The sequence below is a fragment of the Sellimonas catena genome (genome assembly GCF_027924685.1).
Lineage (GTDB): Bacteria > Bacillota > Clostridia > Lachnospirales > Lachnospiraceae > Sellimonas > Sellimonas catena.
Genome location: NZ_BSBO01000019.1, coordinates 52,522 through 75,020 on the forward strand (window position 1 = coordinate 52,522; position 22,499 = coordinate 75,020).

21 protein-coding genes are annotated in these 22,499 nt (G+C 47.0%); 2 read left to right on the forward strand and 19 right to left on the reverse strand.

What is annotated here, in order from left to right; all coding sequences use genetic code 11:
- Positions 1-2: 2 nt before the first annotated feature.
- From secD to Selli1_RS10010, 5 genes are all read right to left on the reverse strand, one after another.
- Positions 3-2,150: a protein translocase subunit SecD gene (gene secD, locus Selli1_RS09990; RefSeq protein WP_138372403.1), complete on the reverse strand. Its 2,148-nt coding sequence runs from the start codon at positions 2,148-2,150 to the stop codon at positions 3-5.
- 17 nt (positions 2,151-2,167) lie between these two features.
- On the reverse strand, positions 2,168-3,583 hold the full coding sequence (gene scfB / locus Selli1_RS09995) for a thioether cross-link-forming SCIFF peptide maturase (RefSeq protein ID WP_281872921.1): 1,416 nt from the start codon (positions 3,581-3,583) through the stop codon (positions 2,168-2,170).
- Between the two features lie 92 nt (positions 3,584-3,675).
- A complete protein-coding gene (gene scfA, locus Selli1_RS10000; protein ID WP_008976445.1) occupies positions 3,676-3,819 on the reverse strand; it encodes a six-cysteine ranthipeptide SCIFF in 144 nt (47 codons plus the stop codon).
- Between the two features lie 76 nt (positions 3,820-3,895).
- The gene (locus Selli1_RS10005) at positions 3,896-4,267 is read right to left on the reverse strand and encodes a TIGR04086 family membrane protein (protein WP_087168312.1); all 372 of its coding nucleotides are present in this window, start codon (positions 4,265-4,267) and stop codon (positions 3,896-3,898) included.
- Positions 4,268-4,327: 60 nt separating this feature from the next.
- The gene (locus Selli1_RS10010) at positions 4,328-4,879 is read right to left on the reverse strand and encodes a stage V sporulation T C-terminal domain-containing protein (RefSeq protein WP_281872922.1); all 552 of its coding nucleotides are present in this window, start codon (positions 4,877-4,879) and stop codon (positions 4,328-4,330) included.
- Between the two features lie 152 nt (positions 4,880-5,031).
- On the opposite strand from Selli1_RS10010, the gene Selli1_RS10015 reads away from it, so the two are divergent.
- Entirely contained in the window at positions 5,032-5,478 is a 447-nt protein-coding gene (locus Selli1_RS10015) for a GatB/YqeY domain-containing protein (protein ID WP_087168314.1), read from the forward strand.
- A gap of 19 nt (positions 5,479-5,497) precedes the next feature.
- On the opposite strand, the gene Selli1_RS10020 is transcribed toward Selli1_RS10015, so the two are convergent.
- From Selli1_RS10020 to pth, 3 genes are read right to left on the reverse strand one after another with little or no spacing between them, the layout of a single operon-like run.
- The gene (locus tag Selli1_RS10020) at positions 5,498-6,670 is read right to left on the reverse strand and encodes a peptidylprolyl isomerase (protein WP_087252562.1); all 1,173 of its coding nucleotides are present in this window, start codon (positions 6,668-6,670) and stop codon (positions 5,498-5,500) included.
- 29 nt (positions 6,671-6,699) lie between these two features.
- Positions 6,700-10,071, reverse strand: a complete 3,372-nt coding sequence (gene mfd, locus Selli1_RS10025) for a transcription-repair coupling factor (protein ID WP_118635815.1) — start codon at positions 10,069-10,071, stop codon at positions 6,700-6,702.
- 18 nt (positions 10,072-10,089) lie between these two features.
- Positions 10,090-10,659, reverse strand: a complete 570-nt coding sequence (gene pth, locus Selli1_RS10030; RefSeq protein ID WP_087168317.1) for an aminoacyl-tRNA hydrolase — start codon at positions 10,657-10,659, stop codon at positions 10,090-10,092.
- A 156-nt stretch (positions 10,660-10,815) separates the two neighbouring features.
- Here pth and Selli1_RS10035 point away from each other — a divergent pair, with 156 nt between their 5' ends.
- Positions 10,816-11,247 (forward strand): FMN-binding protein, encoded by a 432-nt coding sequence (locus tag Selli1_RS10035; protein WP_087168318.1) that lies wholly within the window; start codon positions 10,816-10,818, stop codon positions 11,245-11,247.
- A 20-nt stretch (positions 11,248-11,267) separates the two neighbouring features.
- Here Selli1_RS10035 and Selli1_RS10040 read toward each other — a convergent pair whose 3' ends face one another.
- The 11 genes from Selli1_RS10040 to mraY form a co-directional block, all read right to left on the reverse strand.
- Positions 11,268-11,531 (reverse strand): glyoxalase, encoded by a 264-nt coding sequence (locus Selli1_RS10040; protein ID WP_087168319.1) that lies wholly within the window; start codon positions 11,529-11,531, stop codon positions 11,268-11,270.
- On the reverse strand, positions 11,518-12,207 hold the full coding sequence (locus Selli1_RS10045) for an HAD family hydrolase (RefSeq protein WP_118635813.1): 690 nt from the start codon (positions 12,205-12,207) through the stop codon (positions 11,518-11,520). The genes Selli1_RS10040 and Selli1_RS10045 overlap by 14 nt, the downstream gene beginning before the upstream one ends.
- Positions 12,208-12,311: 104 nt before the next feature.
- Positions 12,312-13,088, reverse strand: coding sequence for an RNA polymerase sporulation sigma factor SigG (sigG, locus tag Selli1_RS10050; RefSeq protein ID WP_087168321.1), 777 nt, complete (start codon positions 13,086-13,088; stop codon positions 12,312-12,314).
- 131 nt (positions 13,089-13,219) lie between these two features.
- Positions 13,220-14,833: an MBL fold metallo-hydrolase RNA specificity domain-containing protein gene (locus Selli1_RS10055; RefSeq protein WP_087168322.1), complete on the reverse strand. Its 1,614-nt coding sequence runs from the start codon at positions 14,831-14,833 to the stop codon at positions 13,220-13,222.
- Positions 14,834-14,913: 80 nt separating this feature from the next.
- The gene (gene sigE / locus Selli1_RS10060; protein WP_087168323.1) at positions 14,914-15,654 is read right to left on the reverse strand and encodes an RNA polymerase sporulation sigma factor SigE; all 741 of its coding nucleotides are present in this window, start codon (positions 15,652-15,654) and stop codon (positions 14,914-14,916) included.
- A complete protein-coding gene (locus Selli1_RS10065) occupies positions 15,651-16,439 on the reverse strand; it encodes a sigma-E processing peptidase SpoIIGA (RefSeq protein ID WP_281872923.1) in 789 nt (262 codons plus the stop codon). The genes sigE and Selli1_RS10065 overlap by 4 nt, the downstream gene beginning before the upstream one ends.
- Before the next feature lie 188 nt (positions 16,440-16,627).
- On the reverse strand, positions 16,628-17,833 hold the full coding sequence (gene ftsZ, locus Selli1_RS10070) for a cell division protein FtsZ (RefSeq protein ID WP_281872924.1): 1,206 nt from the start codon (positions 17,831-17,833) through the stop codon (positions 16,628-16,630).
- A 153-nt stretch (positions 17,834-17,986) separates the two neighbouring features.
- Positions 17,987-18,766, reverse strand: a complete 780-nt coding sequence (locus Selli1_RS10075) for a cell division protein FtsQ/DivIB (RefSeq protein WP_087252557.1) — start codon at positions 18,764-18,766, stop codon at positions 17,987-17,989.
- A gap of 42 nt (positions 18,767-18,808) precedes the next feature.
- The gene (locus tag Selli1_RS10080; RefSeq protein WP_207738677.1) at positions 18,809-19,894 is read right to left on the reverse strand and encodes an FtsW/RodA/SpoVE family cell cycle protein; all 1,086 of its coding nucleotides are present in this window, start codon (positions 19,892-19,894) and stop codon (positions 18,809-18,811) included.
- 12 nt (positions 19,895-19,906) lie between these two features.
- Complete coding sequence (gene murD / locus Selli1_RS10085) at positions 19,907-21,262, reverse strand: UDP-N-acetylmuramoyl-L-alanine--D-glutamate ligase (protein WP_138372397.1); 1,356 nt, start codon at positions 21,260-21,262, stop codon at positions 19,907-19,909.
- 22 nt (positions 21,263-21,284) lie between these two features.
- On the reverse strand, positions 21,285-22,241 hold the full coding sequence (mraY, locus tag Selli1_RS10090; protein ID WP_087168328.1) for a phospho-N-acetylmuramoyl-pentapeptide-transferase: 957 nt from the start codon (positions 22,239-22,241) through the stop codon (positions 21,285-21,287).
- Between the last annotated feature and the right edge of the window lie 258 nt (positions 22,242-22,499).

The following is a 22,499-nucleotide window of genomic DNA, read 5'->3' on the forward strand; positions in this document are numbered from 1 at the left end:
TTTTATTTCTTCTTTCCGGTTCTTGTCTTCATAACGTACCAGAGTGCTCCCGTGATACATACGGAAGAATATGCACCGCACACGATACCGACCATCAGAGGCAGTGCAAATTCTCTGACTGATGTGACACCAAAAACAAAGAGCGCAAACACCATAATAAACGTCGTCAGAGAAGTATAGATGCTTCTTGTCAGCGTCATTGTGATACATCTGTTTACAAGTTCGGCAAGTGGTTCTTTCTTCCTCCGCGCTTTCAGCTCCTCCCGGATCCGGTCAAATATTACAATGGTTGCATTGATCGAATATCCTACAATTGTCAGCATGCACGCAATAAAGGTACTTCCGACTGTAATACGGGATACGGCGTAAAAGGCAAGCACGACGAGGACGTCATGAATCAGGGCCGTCACCGCGCTTGTGGCAAACCGGATGTCCTTAAACCGGAACCAGATATAAAGAAGCATGCAGACTGTGGAGATAATCACCGCAACGACCGCATCCTGCCTCATCTCCGCACTGATCGTAGAACTGATGCTGGAATAGGTAATGTCCGAATCCGACACCTGGAACTCATCAGCCAGTGCCTGATTTAATGCCTCTCTCTGGTCAAGATCAAGGGCTTTCGTCCGGATGACAATCTCAGTGCTTCCTTTTACCTTCTGTGTCTGTACTTCCGAGTCTCCGGATGCTTTCTCAACCACCGGAACAATCCGGGATTCAATTTGCGAAATCGAATAATCTTTCTGAAAATCCACTGTCGTGGATGTTCCTCCCCGGAATTCCAGACTGTAGGCCAGCATACCGTTTTCTTTCACATGATGATATCCCATCACGGCAAATCCGGCAAGGATCACAAGCAGGGAAACAGCAAAGCAGATCTTTCTCTTTCCAAGGAAGTCTACCGGTTTTCTTTCTTTCATTTTCTTTGCATAGAACTTCTCGTTCCGGATTCCCACCGCATAGAACGAATTGATGATCATCCGTGTAATTACCAGCGCGGTAAACATGGAAACGACGATGCCAAGAGCCAGTGTCTGCGCAAATCCTTTGACCGTTCCCGATCCCCGAAACCAGAGTACCGCTGCTGCAATCAGCGTCGTGACATTTCCGTCAATGATTGCGGAAAGTGCCTTGTGAAATCCGCTCTTCAGCGCGTTCTGCACACTCTTTCCGGACGCGATTTCTTCCCTCACCCTTGCAAAGATAATGACGTTTGCATCCACAGCCATTCCAATGGACAAAATGATTCCGGCAATTCCCGGAAGGGAAAGAGTGATGTCAAATGCGTTCAACAGCACCAGCACCAGTCCGGTATAGATCAGAAGTGCAAGCCCTGCAGCAAGTCCCGGAAGCAGATAAACAGCAATCATAAAAAGGATGACTGCCGCAAGTCCGACTGCTCCTGCCAGAAGACTTGTACTGATTGCCTCCCCGCCAAGCTGGGCTCCCTGCACCTGTGAGTTGAGCTCTTCCAGTTCCAGGGAAAGACCGCCGATCCGGATTGCGGAAGCAAGCTCTTCGGCTTCTTCATAACTTGCCATTCCGTCAATATAAGCGGTATCCACAGTAATAGCTTCATTCACAGTCGGGGAACTGATTACCTCGCCGTCATAGATAATGGAAATTTCCTTTCCGACATTCTTCTCTGTCGCCTCGGTAAACTTTTCTTTTCCCTGCTCATTTAACTGAAGCTCTACCGTATATTCATTTGCTCCTGTCGTCTGGTTCTGACCGCTCATCGCCTTTGCGGTTTTAATGTCGCTTCCTGTCAGAACCGTCTCGCCATCTGCTGTCTGAAATTCCAGCGATCCCGGCTGTCCAAGCTCTTCCAGAATCTCATTGGCATCCGACACTCCCGGAATGGAAATGCTGATACGATTGTCTCCCTCCTGGTATACATTCGCTTCCGTACTGTATGCTTCTACTCTCTTCTGCAGTTTGTAGATGGTGTCCCGCATCTCTTCCGGCGACGGGTTTTCCTCTTTTGCCTGATAGGTAATGCTGACCCCGCCGGCCAGATCCAGCCCGAGTTTGATGTTTTCCATGGCACCGCTTTGGGAACGGCCCCATCCGATGGCTGTCGTATATACCAGCAGTCCGATTATAAGGACTGTCACAATCAATCCTGCGATCCCTCTGCTTTTCTTCACACTTTACATCCCCTTCTCTAAGCTTCTTCGCTCTCTCCGGAGTTGTCCGCCAGCGCCGCTTTGATCATGATGGCGCATTCCACACGTTTTCTTTCCATCTCGCATCCGATGTCATATGCATCATTCAGATTTCCCTCAAAATGGTATGCATTCGCCATACATCCGCCGCTGCAGTAGAACTTCGCAAAGCAGTTTTTACATTTTTCTTTTGAGTAGACATTACAGCACCGGAATGCGTCCGCAATCTCAGGCTTTGTAATACCCTCATCTACATTTCCCATCAGGAAATCCTCATCTCCTACAAACTGATGACAAGGATAGAGGTCTCCCCACGGTGTTACAGCCAGATATTCGGTTCCCGAACCGCATCCTGACAACCGTTTCGCAAGGCACGGTCCGCCTTCCAGGTCGATCATAAAATGGAAGAAATTAAATCCATTTCCTTCTTTTTCTCTCTGAATCATATATTTTGCGAGTTTATCATACTCCTCAAAAATCTGAGGCAGGTCTTCCTCCCTGATTGCGTAAGGGTCTGTATCATCACCGACAACCGGCTCGATGGACATCTGTTGAAATCCGAGATCTACAAAATGGCGCACATCCTCTGAAAAATCCAGGTTCTGTCTCGTAAATGTACCGCGCACATAGTATTTCTGCTGGTTTCTGCTCACGGCAAGTTTCTGGAACTTTGGAACAATCAGATCGTAGCTTCCTTTTCCATTCCGGAACGGACGCATCCGGTCATTGACTTCCCTTCTTCCGTCCAGGCTCAGCACGACATTGTCCATCTCCTTGTTGATAAACTCCTGAATTTCATCATTCAGCAGTACGCCGTTCGTCGTAACAGTAAAACGGAAATGTTTATCGTGAATCTTCTCCTGCTCTCTTCCATATGCCACAAGATCTTTGACAACCTGCCAGTTCATCAGCGGCTCCCCGCCGAAGAAGTCTACTTCCAGGTTTCTTCTGCTTCCGGAATTTGCGATCAGGAAATCCAGCGCCTTTTTCCCTACTTCATAGGACATCATCGCACGTCTTCCATGATATTCGCCCTCCTCGGCAAAACAGTATTTGCACGCCAGATTGCAGTCATGGGCAATATGGAGACAGAGCGCCTTTACTACTGTCTTTCTTTTCATGACATCCTGTATACAGGACTCATGAGTATCCGGTGCGAAGAGCTGTCCTGCCTCCGCTAGTTCAGCGAGATCATCGAGCACCTCGTCAATCTCCTGCGGATTATATTTCTCCTGATACTGTTTTTTGATTTTTTCCTTTGTCTCACCCTCCCTGATGGTATCGGCTGTCTGCTCCGGATTCATCGCGGTCAGTGCTGCGATCAGATCGTATCCCATCTGATCTACGACATGAACACATCCGCTGTTAACATCCAGAACGATATTATATCCATTATTCTGGTACTGATGGATCACTTTGTGTACCCCTTTCTCTTTTTTCTGTAGACATCAAGAGACAGCGACCAAATAGCCGCTGTCCTGTAATTTCACTTATAAGTCCTGTCTGCCTATTTCTTCTGTTCGCAGGTCTGGTTTCCTACTGTGCAGGAAGTCTTGCATGCTGACTGGCAGGATGTCTGGCATTCTCCGCATCCGCCTTTTTTCATTGTGTTGTTTAAAGTCTGTGTATTTAATGTTTTAATGTGTTTCATCCTGATTTCCTCCTTATGCATTTTGCTAGAAATTATTATATCATAGGCGGTTTCTTTTTTAAAGCCTTTTTTTCGTTTACGACAGCATTCCGCCAAGCATTCCTCCTGCCGCACACAGTATCAGCGTTGTCACAATCTGCATCGTATCGCCCTGAAGGGTGTGATATACACCAACGGACACCAGTACCAGGAGCAGAAAATATAGCATTCCAAGAATCAGTCCCCAGATAAATTTCCGTACTTTCTGCAGCTTCCCGATCAGAAAACCTCCCGCAAACGCGGACACAACATAGATACCGGTAATTCCTGCCGTCACTTTTCCTTTATCCAGATTCAGCTTATAAAGCAGCACCGCCAGCACCAGAAGCAGGATTCCCGTAACGATGTAGGATACCAGAAGTGCCTGAAAGATCCGCATGACCCCCGATTTTTGTCCTTTTACTCTCATCGCATCCCCCTTGTCCCGTTTTTCTAAGACTATTGTATGATGCGGATTTTCTCTTTATGACTACGTTTCCATCTGACTCCCAAGAAATGCAGCCGCGCACTGAGCCAGTTTCTGACAGATTTCTTCGGAAATGCCTTTTTGCCGCTCCGGTCTGACAAAAAGAACTGATCCGATCACATCGCCTCCTGCCAGCACCGGACAGGCAAAAATTTCTCCATAGTCCACCATCTTTTCTTTCAGAAAATTGATACCGGATCCCCCGCTGCGGCTTATGGATACCGCTCTCCGTTCTTCCAGAAGACAGACAAACTCCTCTGATACCTCCTGTTCTGCTACATCCTTTCTCCCTGCTCCGGAAGCAGCAATCACCTTTTCCATATCCGTAATGCAGGAAAGCATTCCCGATGCCTGCGCCAGACTCTCTGCATAGTTCTGCGCAAATGTATATATTTCTCCAAGCGGAGAATACTTCTTCAGAATAACCTCGCCGTCCTGGCCCGTAAAGATTTCCAGCGGAGTCCCCTCGCGGATTCCCAGTGTTCTGCGTATTTCTTTTGGAACAACCACCCTTCCAAGATCGTCGATTCTTCGCACAATTCCCGTCGCTTTCATTTCTGTAAAGTTCCCTCCATTTCACAAATCAGCCGCCTTTTTCCGGCTTTCACATAAGGCTAGTATCTGCAAAAGGAAAATTTTTATTCTGTTTGCACTTTTTCTTAAGAGATAGTAAAATAGAGAAAAACGTTTAGGAGGTCCATAAGGCTATGAGTAAAATCGATGATGTAAGAAAAGAAATGGTCGCTGCCATGAAGGCCGGCGACAAGGCAAGAAAAGAAACTCTGTCTTCTCTTCTTGCCGCTCTGAAAAATAAAGCAATCGACAAGCGGGAAGATCTGACTGAGGAAGAGGAAGTACAGGTTGTCTTAAAGGAGATCAAACAGACAAAAGAGACTCTGGAGATGACCCCGGAAGACCGTACTGAAATCATTGAAGAATGCCGGGCACGGATCGCGGTTCTTGAAGAATTTGCCCCGAAGATGATGGATGAAGAGGAGATCAGATCTGTCATCGCCTCAGTTCTCTCTGATATGGGTCTGGATCATCCGACTGCAAAAGACAAGGGAAAGATCATGAAAGAGCTGATGCCGAAGGTCAAAGGAAAAGCCGATGGCAAACTTGTAAACGAACTTGTCAGCACATTTTTTGAATAAAAGACAAAAATGAAGCAGCCTATTCGGCTGCTTCTTCTGTATTATCTGTATTTTCGGAATCAGTGGATTCTCCACTGTCTGTGCTGTCGGAAGTATCTTCTCCCTCTGCACTGTCAGAAGTATCTTCTCCATCTGTGTTTTCTGAAGAGCCTTCTGTACTGCCGCTGTCTTCTGAGCTGTCCTCTGTCTTCAGGGCAACCCCCTGACCGTTAAAGTCGATCTTTTCCCAGACATCCTTGTTTTCCTTGATGTCAGTGTCTTCTTTCCAGCCATCAAGGATCTCATTGTATCGCTCAGACTCACGTTCGGAGATGATCTCCTGTTTCTTGCTGTCCGTTGCGCTCTGATCAAATGTGGATGTCACCTTTGCCACATAGTATCCGGTATCTGTCTCTATCACATCAGTTACCTGGCCTGCTTCCAGTTTGTCCGCCGCCTGAATGAGCTCCTCATTCGGGGATGTCGTACTGGAGTCAAACGTCAGATCCACTGCTGATTTCTCCTGATCCTCTGCGGCCTGACTGAAATCTGTGCCGCTGTTCACCGCGTTCAAAAATGTTTCCGCCTTCGCTTTTGCCTCTTCCTTTGTATCTGAAGTATTTTCGGAATCACTTTCTTCGGATTCCTCCGTATCCGAGTAGGTAAATGCTACATACTGCAGCGCTTTCTGGGCAGCCTCCTCATCGGAAACATTCCGGTCCACATCTTTTAGCATCTCAGTCTGTACTTTCTGCTGGATTGTAAAGAGTTCCAGAACCTTCTGCACCGTCTCCTTGTCGCCGGAAATTACATCCCGGACCTCCGCATCGTTTGCCTCTACAAACTGGTCCGCAGCATCTTCAATCGACTTCTTTTCTTCGTCTGTCAGTGAAACGCTGTAATCACCGGCATGCTCGTTAACCAGATAGAGTTCCTCCAGCGACTGCATGATCGTCTCCTTGGCCGACTCTTCATAAGTCGTTCCTTCCTCAACCTCGGTTGTCCACATGTTTTCTCCCAGCATAGAGCTGTAATAAGTCTCATACATTGCCTGCTGATATCTTGCAAAGAAATTTGCCACATTTCCTTTAATTTCTGTATCTCCCACGGTCGCAACGACATCGCTGTCTTCAATCGTCTGCTGTCCGCAGCCTGTCATTGCTCCTGCTGCCACAGCGGCAGTCAAAAGGACTACTGCCAAACGCTTTTTCATACTGTCAAAAGCCTCCTTCGTATTTCTAACTACCCTATTATATCCGGTTTTTCCTGGACAATCAATGTTTTTATATCATTTAACAGATTTTTCACGACTTCCAGAATATCCGGGTCCTTTTCCTTCCGGTTCCGCTTTTTCTGCTCATAGAGAAAATACGGCGGCGTATCATTCTTAAAAACAAGTTCTCCTTTCCTGCGCTCCAGAAGTTTCGGTATCTCCTCGCCACGTACCTTCGCCCGCTCATACATGGTGATCTTCAGCGTCTGCCCTTTCTGCTCAATCGAAGTCACATACACGGAATGTGCAAAGGCTTTCAGCCTTGCAATCAGGATCAGCTTCTGTACCTTTTTCGGAATGTCTCCGAACCGGTCAATCAGCTCTTCCATCATATCATCCATCTCTTCTTCGGTCTCAATCAGCGCGATCCGTTTGTAGATATCCAGCTTCTGATATTCATCCGGAATATAGGAAGCCGGAATAAAGGCATCCACATTCAGATCCACCGTTGTTGTAAAGCTTGCGGCTTCTTCCTGGGAAGTGCCCTGTTTCATGTTTTTGACCGCTTCATTGAGCATCTTACAGTAGAGGTCATACCCGACCGCCTCCATATGACCGTGCTGTGCTTCTCCAAGCAGATTTCCTGCTCCCCGGATTTCCAGATCCCGCATGGCAATCTTGAATCCAGATCCAAGATCCGTAAACTCCCGGATCGCGGCAAGCCGCTTTTCCGCAACCTCTCTGAGCAGACGGTCTCTCCGGTAGAGAAGAAAGGCATAGGCCATCCGGTTGGAACGCCCGACTCTTCCTCGCAGCTGGTATAGCTGGGAGAGCCCCAGTTTGTCCGCATCATGGATAATCATCGTATTGGCATTGGAAATATCAAGCCCGGTTTCAATAATAGTCGTGGAAACAAGCACATCGATATCCCCGTTGATAAAGTCATACATGATCCGCTCCAGCTGATGTTCCCTCATCTGCCCGTGAGCGTAGGCAACATTTGCCTCCGGAACAAGGCTCTGGACTCTGGCCGTGATCTCCGCAATATCCTTGACTTTATTATAGACGTAGTACACCTGCCCCTGTCTGGACAACTCTCTTACAATTGCCTCCCTTACCATCTCATCCTGATATTCCATGACATAGGTCTGGATCGGCATCCGGTCCATCGGAGCCTCTTCCAGCACACTCATATCCCGGATTCCAATCAGGCTCATATGAAGAGTTCTTGGAATCGGAGTAGCTGTCAATGTCAGGACATCCACATTTTCCCGCAGTTTTTTGATCTTTTCCTTGTGCTGCACTCCAAACCTCTGCTCCTCGTCGATCACAAGAAGTCCCAGATCTTTGAAGCAGACGTCCTGACTCAAAATCCGGTGGGTTCCCACCAGAATATCCACCTGGCCTTTTTTCAGGTCTTCCAGCGTCTTTTTCTGCTGGGACGGGGTACGGAAACGGCACATCAGATCCACCCGAACCGGGAAGTCTTTCATCCTCTGAACAAGGGTGTTATAATGCTGCTGCGCCAGAATGGTGGTCGGTACAAGAAATGCCACCTGCTTATTCTCCTGCACCGCTTTAAAGGCCGCCCGGATCGCCACCTCGGTTTTTCCAAAGCCAACATCTCCGCAGATCAGACGGTCCATGATCTTGTGGCTTTCCATATCCTTTTTTGTCTCTTCGATGGCCGCTGCCTGATCGTCTGTCTCCTCAAACGGAAACATCTCCTCAAATTCTTTCTGCCACACCGTATCCGGCTCATAGGCATAGCCTTCCTTTTCCTGCCGTGCGGCATAGAGCTCCACCAGATCTCTCGCGATCACCTGTACCGCTTTACGGACTCTTGTCTTGGTACGCTCCCAGTCCTGTCCGCCCAGACGGTTGAGTTTCGGTTTCTTTGCATCCGCCGATGCGTATTTCTGGATCAGATCCATCTGGGTAGCCGGGATGTAGAGATTTCCGCCTCCTGCATAGGAAATCTTCATGTAATCCTTCTCAATCCGGTCTATCTCAATTTTCTCGATTCCCTGATAAATTCCAAGCCCATGATTCTCATGAACTACATAGTCCCCCGGCTTTAAGTCGGTAAAACTCTGGATCTTTTCCCCTTCGTAAATCCTTCTTCGCTTCTTTTTCTTCTTTTTCCCGAAAATATCGGTCTCCGAAATCACGGTAAACTTCAGCATCGGGTACTCATACCCAACTGCCACATGACCGTAGGACACAAGAATTTCTCCCGGTTTTACCAGTCTTTCGGGATCTTCATCATAAAAACTGTTCAGATCATAGTCCCTGAGATCTTCCGCAAGCCTTCTTGCCCTTGTCCGGGAACCTGAAAGCAGAATCACCCGGTACCCGTTTCGCTTCAGCCTTTTTAAGTCTCTCGTCAGCACCTCAAAACTGCTGTTATACGGGTTCACGTTTTTAGCCAGAATGCTGTATACATCCCGGACCAGAAATTCTTTTACTTTTCCCTCCAGTGCTGTAAATCCGATACTGTGATACTGATTGATCAAACCTGCAATCTCATGGACCGGAAAGATCCTGATGTCTTTTTCTCCTTCCGGAAGCTTTTCTTCTTCCTCTCTTCGCTCCCTGGCCTGCCGGACTTCCTCCTCGATGACTTCTCCACGTTCGTAGAGTCTTGCCGGCTCATCCAGAAACAAAAGCGTCTCTTCCGGACGGAAATAGCGCAGGAAAGAGACCTCCTCCTGCTCATCCGCCTCATCCCGGGCCGGATACACCGTGATCTCCTCCCTGTTTTCTATGGATCTTTGTGTCTGGGCATCGAAGGTACGGATCGAATCAATCTCATCGTCCCAGAATTCAATCCTCACCGGCATCTCCTCTGTCAAAGGAAAGATATCGACAATTCCTCCACGCACCGCAAACTGCCCCGGCCCTTCAATCTGTACTTCCCTGTCATATCCCATTGCGGATAACCTTTGAACAAGTTCTTCCAGATCTGACGTCTCCCCTGTGCGGACAGAAAAAACTTCCTCATCGATCTTCAACGGTGGACGTACCCCGTCCATCAACGCGCCGATCGTTGTAATAACCGTTACATTTTCCTCTTCTTTCAGTGCGCGGAATACTTCCATCCGCTGCTTGACCAGATATTTTCCTCTGATATCCGCCCGATAAAAGAGGAAGTCCTTCGCCGGATAGAACAGGACTTCCCCATCCAGAAACTGATATTCTTCAAGAACTTCCTTTGCCTTTTCTTCATCTGCAAGAATATAAAGAATCCTCCGGCCGTCTCCAGAAAGAGCATACGCAAGATGGCTTTTCTGCGAACCGGTACTTCCGGCAATCTGAATCATCCCTTTTCCCCGGTATTTTGTCTTCTGAATCGTCTCGAATTCCGCAAGCTCCAAAAGAGGTTCCGTAAAAGCCTTCATTGTGTTCTCCTCCTTCCATCAGCCTTTCCGGTTAAACTGATTCATCGCTTCGTCAATTTCTCCAAGTCCGGCCATTCTGACGGCCTGTACTGCCTTTTCATATGCCACTTCCATCTTCTCTTTCTCTTCCTTTGAGAAATGGCCCAGTACATAATCCGCCAGATCATAGCCCTTCGGCTTCTCCCCGACACCGACCTTCACACGCATGAATACATCGTGCCCAAGGTGGGCGATAATATTTTTAATTCCGTTATGTCCGCCGGCGCTCCCCTTTTTCCGGATCCTGAGCTGACCCACATCCAGACTGATATCATCATATATAACAATCAGCTCCGTGGCCTCATCCACCTTATAATAGTCCACCAGCTCCCGGATACTTTCCCCGCTTAGATTCATAAAGGTCTGGGGTTTTGCGAGAATCACTTTTACGCCGTCGATAACCCCTTTTCCGATCAGCGCCCGGTGTTTTCTTGTATCAACTGCTATATGGTATTCTTTCGAAATTCGGTCTATGACATCAAAACCGACGTTGTGCCGTGTGTCTTCATACTTTGATCCCGGATTTCCTAATCCTGCGATAATAAACATGCATCTCTACCTCTCTTTTTCGTATTTTTCTATTCTACCGCAAAAAGCCGCGTTTGGCAACGCCGCATAATTTTTTCCGACGTCACATATATTTATAAAGACATAATCCCGTGGTGCTGCAGGATTCATCATTACTGAAAGGAGGTCTTTTCACTTATGAGTTCCAAAACCAGAATCGTCGTTTTTCACATGAAGGAAATTATCTATACCGCCATTTTTGCAGCCCTTGGCATTCTTCTTGTGCTTCTGCTTCTTTTTATGTTCCTTCCGGATCATTCCGGAAAAAAGCAGACGTCCAAAGAATACACTCCCGGCATCTACACAGCCAGCATGACATTGAATAACACGCCGCTGGAAGTGGAAGTTTCGGTCGACAAAAATCATATCAACTCTATCCGTTTTTCCAATCTGGATGAAAGCGTGGAAACCATGTATCCTCTTGTTCAGCCGGCCATGGAAGAAATTGCCGGACAGATCATCGAAACGCAGTCGGCAGATCAGATCAAATCCGGAGAGGACGATTCCTATACTTCCAACCTGATTCTTGATACCATCCAAAAAGCGCTGAAAAAAGCCGAGGCAGACTGATATGCTGCCCCGGCTTTCCCTTATCCTTCTACAACCAGATACTTCCCTTCCGGAAGCACAAACACTTCGGACGCATCTTCGATTTCCTGCAGTGTCATTCCATCCACATCCGCTCCGGACTCTTCCAGATATTCTTTTACCTCTTCGAGCGAATCCAGCACAACTGCCATGCAGTCCTCGAGGAAAGCTTCCGCCTCTTCCGGTGTCTCAGCGACCGGTTCATCAAAAAGCTGTGACTGATCTCTTAAAAACACTTCGATACATTCTTCACTAAATCCGTTCATTCTTTCCCTCCTCACCTTTGGTATTATTTACGATCACGGTCAGTTCTTCCGGATGATCAATAATCACATCCGCCCCTGTTTCCTTCAGGATTTCTCTTGACCGGAATCCCCAGCTGACACCGACCGTCATTACCCCGGCATTGTTTCCGGTGCACATGTCCACATCGGAATCCCCGATATAGACACATTCTTCCCGGCTGATCCCTGCCATCTCCATAATCGCAAAGACAGCTGCCGGGTCCGGTTTCCTCGGAATCTCTTCCTTTTGTCCCTGTACATAGTCAAATATTGCATCTCCAAAAAAAGTATGGACCACATCCTTTGTCTGTCCGTCCGGCTTATTGGAAAGAACAGCCAGATAAATCCCTCTTTCCTTGAGTGCCTTTAACATCTTTTCAATTCCGTCATACGGCTTTACATGATACGTACAGTTTTCTGCAAATACCCTGCCGTAAATCTCCATGGCTTCCTCAATACGCACAAGATCTTCATCTCCGCACGCCTTTAATGTCCTCTCCATGAGCTTTCTTGCGCCGCTTCCTACAAACTCCCGGCACTGTTCCAGGGTAATCACCGGCAGCCCCATCCGCTCCAGAGTCAGATTTACTGAGCGTGTTATGGACTCCAATGTATCTGTCAATGTTCCATCCAGATCAAAAATACAAGCCTTATACATTTTCTTCGCCTCATTCTTTTCTTAGTACTTTCTACACGTATAGCATAATATATGCCTGCCAAAATTTCAACAAAAAAAGAACGCCCGGCAGGCGTTCTTTTTCCTTAGTCCAGATACTGCCGCATCAGACGGAGCGCATTTTTTTCCAGTCTGCTCACCTGAGCCTGGGAGATATTTACTTCTCTGGCCACCTCCATCTGGGTTTTCCCTTCGAAAAAACGGAGACGGATAATATATTTTTCTCTTTCATTCAGGTGTTCCATCGCCGCCTGCAAAGACAGATCTTCAATCCACCTCTCCTCTTTGTTCTTTTTATCACTGATCTGATCCATCACATACAGTGCATCTCCGCTGTCATTATAAACCGGCTCATTCAAGCTGACCGGAGCCTGGATTGCATCCAGCGCAAATACGATATCCTCTTTTGCAATTCCGATCTCTTCGGAAATCTCCTGAACGGTCGGTTCTCTTAAATTCTTTTTGACATAATTTTCTTTCGCATAGATCGCCTTGTATGCTGTGTCCCGCAGCGACCGGCTGACGCGGATGGAATTGTTGTCCCGCATGTATCTTCGGATTTCTCCGATAATCATCGGCACCGCATAAGTAGAGAACCGGACGTCCAGCTCCGTATTAAAATTATTAACCGCTTTGATCAGACCGATACAGCCGATCTGAAAGAGATCATCCGGATTTTCATTGCTTCCCGCGAACCTCTTGATCACGCTGAGCACCAGTCTTAAATTTCCCTTGATGTATTTTTCTTTTGCCTCTTCGTCTCCTTCTTTGATCCTGGCAAACAGTTCCTCTTTTTCTTCCTCTTTCAAAAGCGGAAGTTTTGCAGTATTCACTCCGCATATTTCTACTTTGTTCAATGCCATCGTACATCCTCCTGTCACGGCAACTCTGCCTTTCTAACAGAAATCATGCACATCCCGGCATCCTCTTATTCAGTATGGAAAAAAATAAAAAAACTTTTAGTCCTTGACAATTCGGCTCTTCTTAACAGGTACTAATCATTTCTGTCCCATTTGTCAGCAAGATTCAAAATCTGACTTTCCAGCTTCGCGAGATCTTTATTGGAAAGCCCTTCGTTTTTCATAACAACATCCAGCAGATGTTTTGCCGCGGAAACCGCACGGCCAAACACCTGATTTGCGCGGATTCTGGCCGGTTTCTCGGAAGACTTCTTCGGCACTCTGACTCCCTCGCTTAAGATTTCATCCTCTATCAGATCCACACATGCTCCGGAGTACGGCGCAAACGCTTCGTATCCGAGTGTCTCTTTGATGGATGCGGCAAATTCATCCGTCACCTGGTCTTCCCCGTGTACAACAAACACATGCTTCAACGGCGTTTCAAAAGCGGAAAGCCAGTTCAGCAGCCCGTTTTTATCCGCATGCCCGCTGATTCCCTGAAGTGTACAGATTCTGGCATTGACTTCTACATTTTCTCCGAACAGCTTGACACACTCCGCTCCTTCTATCAGTTTGCGTCCCAGCGTTCCCGCTGCCTGATAGCCGACAAAAAGAACCGTGCACTCTTTTCTCCACAGATTATGTTTCAGATGATGCCGGATCCGTCCCGCCTCGCACATACCGGAAGCAGAAAGGATAATCTTCGGCTTTTCGTCAAAATTGATCTGTTTGGATTCTTCGCTTGTTGTCGTCAGTTTCAATCCGGAAAACCGGAGCGGATTGATTCCTTTATTCACGAGCTCCATTGCTTCTTCATCGAAACATCCCAGCATATTTTTATTAAACACATTGGTTGCCTCAATGGCCAGTGGACTGTCCACGTACACTTCAAAGTCCGGATACTCCGGAAGGAGATTTTTTTCCTTGATCTCCCGGATAAAATAAAGCAGTTCCTGTGTTCTTCCTACCGCAAAGGACGGTACAACAACATTTCCGCCTTTTGCAAATGTTTCCCGTATCACTTTCGTGAAATCGCCCACATAGTCCGGAATTCCCGCGCCATGTGTCCGGTTTCCGTATGTAGATTCAATGACCACATAATCTGCTGCTTTAACCGTCGACGGATCCTTGATAATCGGCTGATTGATATTTCCTACATCGCCGGAAAATACAATCTTTCTCGTTTCTCCGTCTTCTGTGATCCACACCTCAATGCATGCGGAGCCGAGAAGATGTCCCACATCGCTGAACCGGACTTCAATCCCGTCACAAAGTACAATCTTCTGTCCGTAGTCACATGGTGAAAACAATGCCGCCGCATCCACCGCGTCCTGCATCGTGTATAGAGGCTCATAGAATGGTGCGCCGCTTCTTCTGGCCTTACGGTTTCTCCATTCCGCCTCGAATTCCTGGATATGCGCACTGTCACGAAGCATAATGCTGCACAGATCCGCAGTCGCAAAGGTCGATACAATATCTCCCTGAAATCCGTTCTTGACAAGGAGTGGCAGATTACCGGAATGGTCAATGTGTGCATGGGTCAGGAGTACATAGTCTATCTCGGACGCCGACACCGGGATTTCCTGATTTTCGTACAGATCCGGCCCCTGTTCCATCCCGCAGTCTACCAGAATATGTTTATTGCACGCTTCCAGAAGATGGCAGCTTCCCGTCACTTCATGTGCCGCACCTATAAATCTTAGTTTCATAACATCGCCCCTTTTCCTGTGGTATCGTATGTAGATATTGTATCACTTTTTATCAGTTTCTTCTCCCTTTTTCTGAATTTTTATTCCAGTTTCGTAATTTCTTTTTTCAGACGTATCATAATCTTTTTTTCCAGTCTGGATATGTAAGACTGTGAGATTCCAAGCACGTCCGCCACTTCTTTTTGTGTCATTTCCTCTCCGTCCGGAGTTCCCAGCCCGAACCGCATATTTACGATTCTGCGCTCTCTGACAGAAAGTCTCCCCACGGCCCGGATCAGCATGTTTTTCTCCGCTTCCGTTTCCATATCCTTGTAGATCGTATCTTCTTCTGTTCCGAGAATATCAGAAAGCAGCAGTTCATTTCCGTCCCAGTCTACATTGAGCGGCTCATCTATGGAAACCTCCAGTCTTGTCTTGCTGTTGCGTCTGAGATACATCAGAATCTCATTCTCAATACATCTGGATGCATACGTCGCAAGCTTGATATTTTTATCCGGATTAAATGTATTGATCGCCTTGATCAGGCCGATTGTACCGATCGAAATCAGATCCTCCACTCCGACTCCTGTATTGTCGAATTTTTTTGCGATATAAACAACAAGCCGCAGATTATGCTCGATGAGCTGCTTTCTTGCGTCCTCATGCTGTTCCGTACAGAGCTGTTCAATCGCCTTTGCCTCTTCTTCCACTTCCAGCGGCGGCGGAAGAATATCTGAACCTCCTATGTAATACACTTCCTGCTTTTCCGGAAAAAGCCATGTCCGGAAAGCCGGAAAAATTTTCTGTCTGAATGTGTTCGGCACCGTAATGTTCATAATCATTTACATCCCCTCCTAAAAATATCCGGATTTACAAGTATCCGGTATGTTCCGTCTGTTGAAATCCTGGTATCCGATATCCCGATCCAGATATCACAGATCTGCTTTTTCTCTTTCCCCGGCAGATATAGACTGTCAAACTGTACCAGAAGCAGTCTGGCATGCTCATTTCCGACAGACCGAAAACCGATATAGCGCCTTTTCTGTGTGCTCTCCATAAGGCTTTCGACCGCCTCTCTTTCCACGATACAGACCGGCTGTCCGGTAAGTGGATCCGTCAGGCTGTTTCCCGTATCAATCAGCCCTTTCAGCCGTACCTTCCTCCCGGACTGTTCCACCAGAAGTTCGCAGGTATATTGATTCTGCCTTTGCATCTGACGCCAAAATGCCCACACCGCCTGCATCAGTTCATAGCTGACGACGGCAAACAGAAAAAAAAGACTTCCTGTACGAATATATTGCCCGAAAAAGCTAAAAATACCGCCCAACAGAAATCCGCCCCCGTAAAGCATAAAAAAAGCTTTCACAAACTCCCTCATGCCGTGTACGGGAATTGCCGTTTTGAGCATAACCGTATTCACCGCTACATGGTATAGCAGCAGTTTCACAAAGCCGGGAACCGGGAGCATCGTCGTAAGACAGGTCAGCAAAGAGCCCAGAACCGCTCCCGGAAGCACCCGTCTTCTCCGGAAATCACCGGCCAGCATCCTGCACACCGCTGCTAAAAGCAGATAATCCATCATAAAATTGACGAGGAAGAATACATCCATGTAGATTTCATAATACATGTTTCACCCTCTTTTCTCCTGTCGCTGCTAAATCGATTCAGTATACGAACAAATAGTATTATAAAAAAAAGGAACTTGAAATTTTGTCAGAAACTGACAGAGAAACTTGTTTTCTTTCGACATGCAAACATAGAAAAAAGGTATGGAAACTCTCGCCTCCATACCTTCTGATTATCTTAATTCACTTTTTATTTTTTAAAGAAATCCGGAATCTTGATAGTCTGCTCTTTTACTCTTCCCGCTCCTGCAGAGTAGGATGGTGTGGAAGACTGAGCAGTTGTGCTGCTTTCCGGTGCTGCAGATGTCCTCGGCTGCTGCGGCATTCTTGTCACTCTCCCCATATCTGATTTAAGAGAGGATGTATCCTGAGTCTCGGCAAATACAGATCCTGCCGGTCTTGCTGTTCCGATTTTGGATTTCAGCTTGGATGCTGTACTTTCCTTGCTGTTATGTAAACCCGTCGCGATGACCGTCACTGTTGCTTCATCAGACTTGGATTCATCATACATAGCACCGAAGATGATGTTTGCATCTTCTCCTGCAAGCTCCTGAACATGCTCTGCTGCGTCGCTTGCATCCATAAGAGTGATATCACCGGAAATATTGATGATGACATGAGATGCTCCTGAGATTGTTGTCTCAAGCAGCGGACTGGATACAGCCTGTTTTACAGCCTCCAGCGCCTTGTCATCTCCTCTTCCGTGTCCGATTCCGATATGGGCGATACCCTTGTCGATCATAACTGTCTGAATGTCGGCAAAGTCAAGGTTGATCAGGGATGGTACATTGATCAGGTCAGTGATTCCCTGGATACCCTGCTGAAGTACTTCGTCTGCCTTTTTCAGTGCATCCGGCATCGTTGTTCTTCTGTCGACAATCTCAAGAAGCTTATCATTCGGAATGACAATCAGTGTGTCTACATTTTCTTTTAATTTTTCAATGCCGGCAAGTGCATTATTCATACGGGCTCTGGATTCAAAACGGAAAGGCTTTGTAACAACGCCGACTGTCAGGGATCCCTGCTCTTTTGCGATACGTGCTACAACCGGTGTTGCACCTGTACCTGTACCGCCGCCCATTCCGCATGTAACAAATACCATGTCTGCGCCTTTGAGTGCTGCCGCGATCTCATCTGCGCTTTCTTCTGCTGCTTTTTCTCCAACTTCCGGCTTTGCTCCTGCTCCAAGTCCTTTTGTGAGCTTGTCTCCGATCTGCATCAGTGTAGGGGCCTTGCAGAATGAGAGAGCCTGTTTGTCTGTGTTGATGGCGATAAATTCTACTCCAGCAATCTGCTCATCTATCATGCGGTTGACAGCATTATTACCGCCTCCACCTACACCAACGACGATAATTTTTGCTGCTGCTTCTGATTCATTTGTCTTAATTTCTAACAAGAGTGTCTCCTCCTTTGTTATGCTTTATTATTTATACACCCTACTAGTTCATGTATTCTGCCATATATACTATATAATATAGTCTTTCTTTCTAAATTTCAATAGAATTTTTCCTATTTTTCGATTTTTTTATGCCAGATTCCTATGGTACTTTCAGGTATTTGATCCCTCTGTTGTTTCGCTTTTTTCAAAGCGGATCGTCTCCGTCAGCTCTCCATAATGTTCCAGATGGAGCGTCCCGCTCTGTCCTTCCAGCTTCTCAAGAATAGCCGGAAGCTGTGCCGCCTTCTCCTGCGGATCCCCGCTTCCAAGTTCCGCGCAGATGTTCCCGAAATACAGTGTCAGATTTTCTCCATCGCATACAATCCGGTCCGGGCTGACCCCGCTTCTTCCAAGAATTTCCTGGATCCGGACAATATATTCAAATACGGAAGAATCCTGAACGGTAAGTTTCTTTCCTTTTTCGGCTTTCGAAACATCAAGCCCCTCTACAAGACTGAGACCGTCTCTCTGGCTATCCGTAACCCCGAGAACCATGCCTTCGTTGTCAAAATAGACATATTCCTCATCCCGTCTGGCATACCCGGCCGGACTTTTTTCCTTCACATCCACCCGGATCGTCCAGGGATTCACCATATGAAATTCCATACTTTCGACAGTCGGCGGCTCCGGATAGTCTCCCAGTTTTGTGCTTAAAAGCAGAACCAGAGAATTCCCATCCCCTCCCTGTTCACGGATGTACCGGCTTACTTCGCTGTCTGTAAGAAAATCGTTCCCCCTCACCCGGATATCTCTGAGCTGAAACAAAAGAAGAAACACGATGATGCCGGCAATGACAGCTGCCCCTGTTCCCAGTCTTGTCAGAATCTGCCTTCGCCTGGTACGCTTGATCCTCTTTCTCTTCTCATCCCTTTGCACAATCTGATCATTCATGGATGTGCCCCCTGTATTTTTCCTATCATTAACGCTTTTATTTTACCAACTGGCAACGCTGAATACAAGCCCCATTTCCACGAGAAGGAAAACAACAGATGTTCCTCCATAACTGATAAAAGGAAGGGTAATTCCGGTATTGGGAATTGTATTGGTTACAACGGCTATATTCAAAATCACCTGAATCATCATATGCCCCATGGCTCCTGCCGCAATCAGTGCCCCGAAAAGATCCGGTGCGTGAGATGCGATCACAAAGAAGCGCCAGATCAAAAGGAAGAACAGCAGAATAACAAGAACCGCTCCCACAAGCCCCAGTTCCTCACATATAATAGAGAAAATCATATCGTTCTGCGCCTCCGGGACAAAACCCAGCTTCTGGATACTGCTTCCAAGTCCTTTCCCGAACAGTCCTCCTGATCCGATGGCGTAAAGCCCCTGAAGGGTCTGATATCCTTTCTCATACTTCTCCGGATTCTGCCAGATCGCGATCCGCTCCAGACGGTAACTTTCCAGGCCGAGAAAGACTGCCATAAAGCCGGTCCCTGTCACCGCCATCCAGATGAACTGGCCATATTTGGGACTGGCCGTAAAAATCAGGATCACGGCGATTCCAAGAATGATTACTGCCGTGCTTAAGTTGCTTGCTCCTACAAGACCCACAACCGGCAGAGCGAAAAGCATGATCCGAAACAAGGTGGAAAGCTTTCCGATCTTCTTTGCATTTCTTGTCACAAGCCATGCCAGAAACACGATCAGAGCAACTTTGACGTACTCTGACGGCTGAAAAGAAAATGGTCCCAAAGACAGCCATCTTTTGGAACCATTGTATTCATCGCCAAACAGCATGACGGCGATGCAGAGCACAATCGCCAGAATATATCCTGGTACAGCAAGCTTCGCCCAGACATGATAATCGGTCTTTGCCACTGCGTACATCCCGGCAATGCCAAGCGTTGTAGCAAATATCTGTTTTTTTAAATAATAGAAAGAATCTCCAAATTTTATCCTTCCATTATAGGAACTGGTACTGTACAGGATCACCAATCCCGTTATCACAAGTAAAAAAACGATCACCAGAAGGACTTTGTCAATTCCTCCGGACTCCGGTTTTTCCGCCTGCTTCAATCTATCCTCTCCTTACAGCGATTTTACCAACTCTTTGAATTTCTCTCCACGTTCTTCATAACTTCCGAACATATCCCAGCTTGCACATGCAGGAGATAACAGTACCGCATCTCCCTCTTTTGCCTCACGGCTTGCAAGTGTCACCGCCTCTTCCAGTGTATCCGCAAACATATACGCTGTAAAGCCGCACTTTCTGGCCGTCTCGGCGATCTTCTTTTTTGTTTCGCCGATCAGAATCAGCTTTTTCACTTTTCCGTGGAAACTCTCAATCCACTCATCGTATTCCGACTGCTTATCAAAGCCTCCTCCGATCAGGACCGTAGGACGGTTCATCGCAGTGATTCCCCGGATTGCAGCATCCGGATTCGTTCCCTTGGAATCATTGTAATAAGCTACGCCGTTCTTTTCCGTCACGTACTCGATCCGGTGTTCCACTCCTGAGAATCTTCGGATAACATCCCGGATCGTATCCATCGGGACGCCGTAAAGTGCCGCCATGGCGACAGCTGCCATCACATTTTCATAATTGTGTGTGCCAAGGAGCTGAAGCTCGTTTGTTTTGCACACCCGTACCTCATCCGGATTCCGGAAGATAATCTCCCCGTCCTTTAAGAAAATTCCCGTTTCCAGTTCTCGTTTACTGCTGAAGAAAAATGGAGTCGCATTCGTCTTTTCTCCAAACTCTCTGAGGACTTCATCCTCATAATTCAGTACACAGAACTCTTCTTTTGTCTGATTTTCTGTAATTGCCTCTTTGGCCTTGATGTAGTTTTCCATTGTATGGTGACGGTTCAGATGATCCGGTGTGATATTCAGGATCGCGCTGATTTTCGGAGCAAACCGGTGGATCGTCTCCAGCTGGAAACTGCTGATTTCCGCAACTGTCACACTGGCCGGTGTCATCTTCAATGCTTCCAGCGTATACGGATTTCCGATATTTCCCACAACGAAAACTTCCGGTTTGTATGCTTTCATAATCTCTCCAAGGAGTGTTGTCGTCGTCGTTTTTCCATTCGTTCCGGTAATCGCCAGCACATCTCCTTTTCCAAAGCAGCTTGCAAGTTCCACTTCTCCCCAGACAGGAATTCCGGCCTTTTCCATATCCTGCACAACCGGAAGATCAGTCGGGACTCCCGGGCTTAGCACAAGCATCCCGATCTCATCCACTCTCTCGTACGGAAATGCTCCGATTACAATCTCTGTTCTGCATCCTTCCGGAAGACGGCCTGCCACTTCCTCTCTGCTCAGCTTTTCATTTCCGTCATACAAAATCGTCTCAACACCTTCGTGCTCAAGCAGTGTTACAGCGCCGATTCCGCTTTTTCCCGAGCCAAACACAAGTACCTTTTTTCCATTACCGTCAAACATCTTCTTCCCGTCCTTTCTTATCTTACAGTGCCAGCAGCGCAATCAGACATAAAATCGCCGTTATAATTGAGAATACTGCCACAATCCTTGTCTCCGACCACCCGCAAAGTTCAAAATGATGGTGGATCGGGGCCATTTTAAAGATTCTTTTTCCGCCTGTCTTTTTAAAGTATGTGACCTGAATCATGACGGAAGCCACTTCAACAAGATAAATCAGGCCGACAATAATAATGAAAATCGGCATCTGAAGCATATAAGCCGTGGATGCCACAAATCCCCCAAGTGCCAGCGAACCCGTATCTCCCATAAAAACACTGGCCGGATAGACATTAAACAGCAAAAATCCCATCAGAGCTCCTACTACCGCGCAGGTGACCGGTTCGATCCCGCTCTTTGTTCCCACTGCGACAACCGTGAAAAAGGTAGCAACCAGCACTGTCACGCTGGAGGCAAGACCGTCCAGTCCGTCTGTAAAATTGACACCGTTTACCGTACCAATCACCGCTACAAACAAAAGCGGAATGGCAAGCCATCCAATGTTCCAGTATTTTCCCCCGGAAAACGGGATCAAAAGTGTAAGCGGTGTATTGGTGACATTGACAAGATAATAGGCAAATACTGCCGTAACTACAATCTGAAGTGCGAATTTCTGTTTTGGATACAGCCCGTCGGAACGCTTCATCACTACTTTCAAATAATCATCCAGAAAACCGATCAGTCCAAATCCAAGTGTTACAAACAGAATCGGAATGATCTTCGGATAATCTTTCACATAAAAAAGGGATGTAATGACAATCGAAGCCAGTATCATGACTCCTCCCATCGTCGGTGTGCCCGCCTTCTGAAGGTGGGACTCCACTCCCTCCACACGTTCTGTCTGCTTCATCTTCATTTTTCGTAAAATTGGAATCACGATCGGCCCCATAATCACACTCAGCACAAATGATATAAGAACCGGAATTACAAATGTATAATCCATATCTGCACCTCTTCATCCTTTGGTTTCTAAACAGGCCTTATGCCTGCGTTCAATTATAACGTATTTGCCCTGTCTTTGCAAGCTTACCGCCTGCGCTGTATGTGTCAAGTAATCGTTGGCACTTTTTCTTCTTTTTTGATATCAGTTTATTTCTTTTATTTTCAGACAATTCAGCTCGGACTTTATCTGATCATTTTATGTTTCTTTTTAACAGAATGCTCTTGCAAGGGCTTTCCTCGATGCTGTCCGCATTGCGTC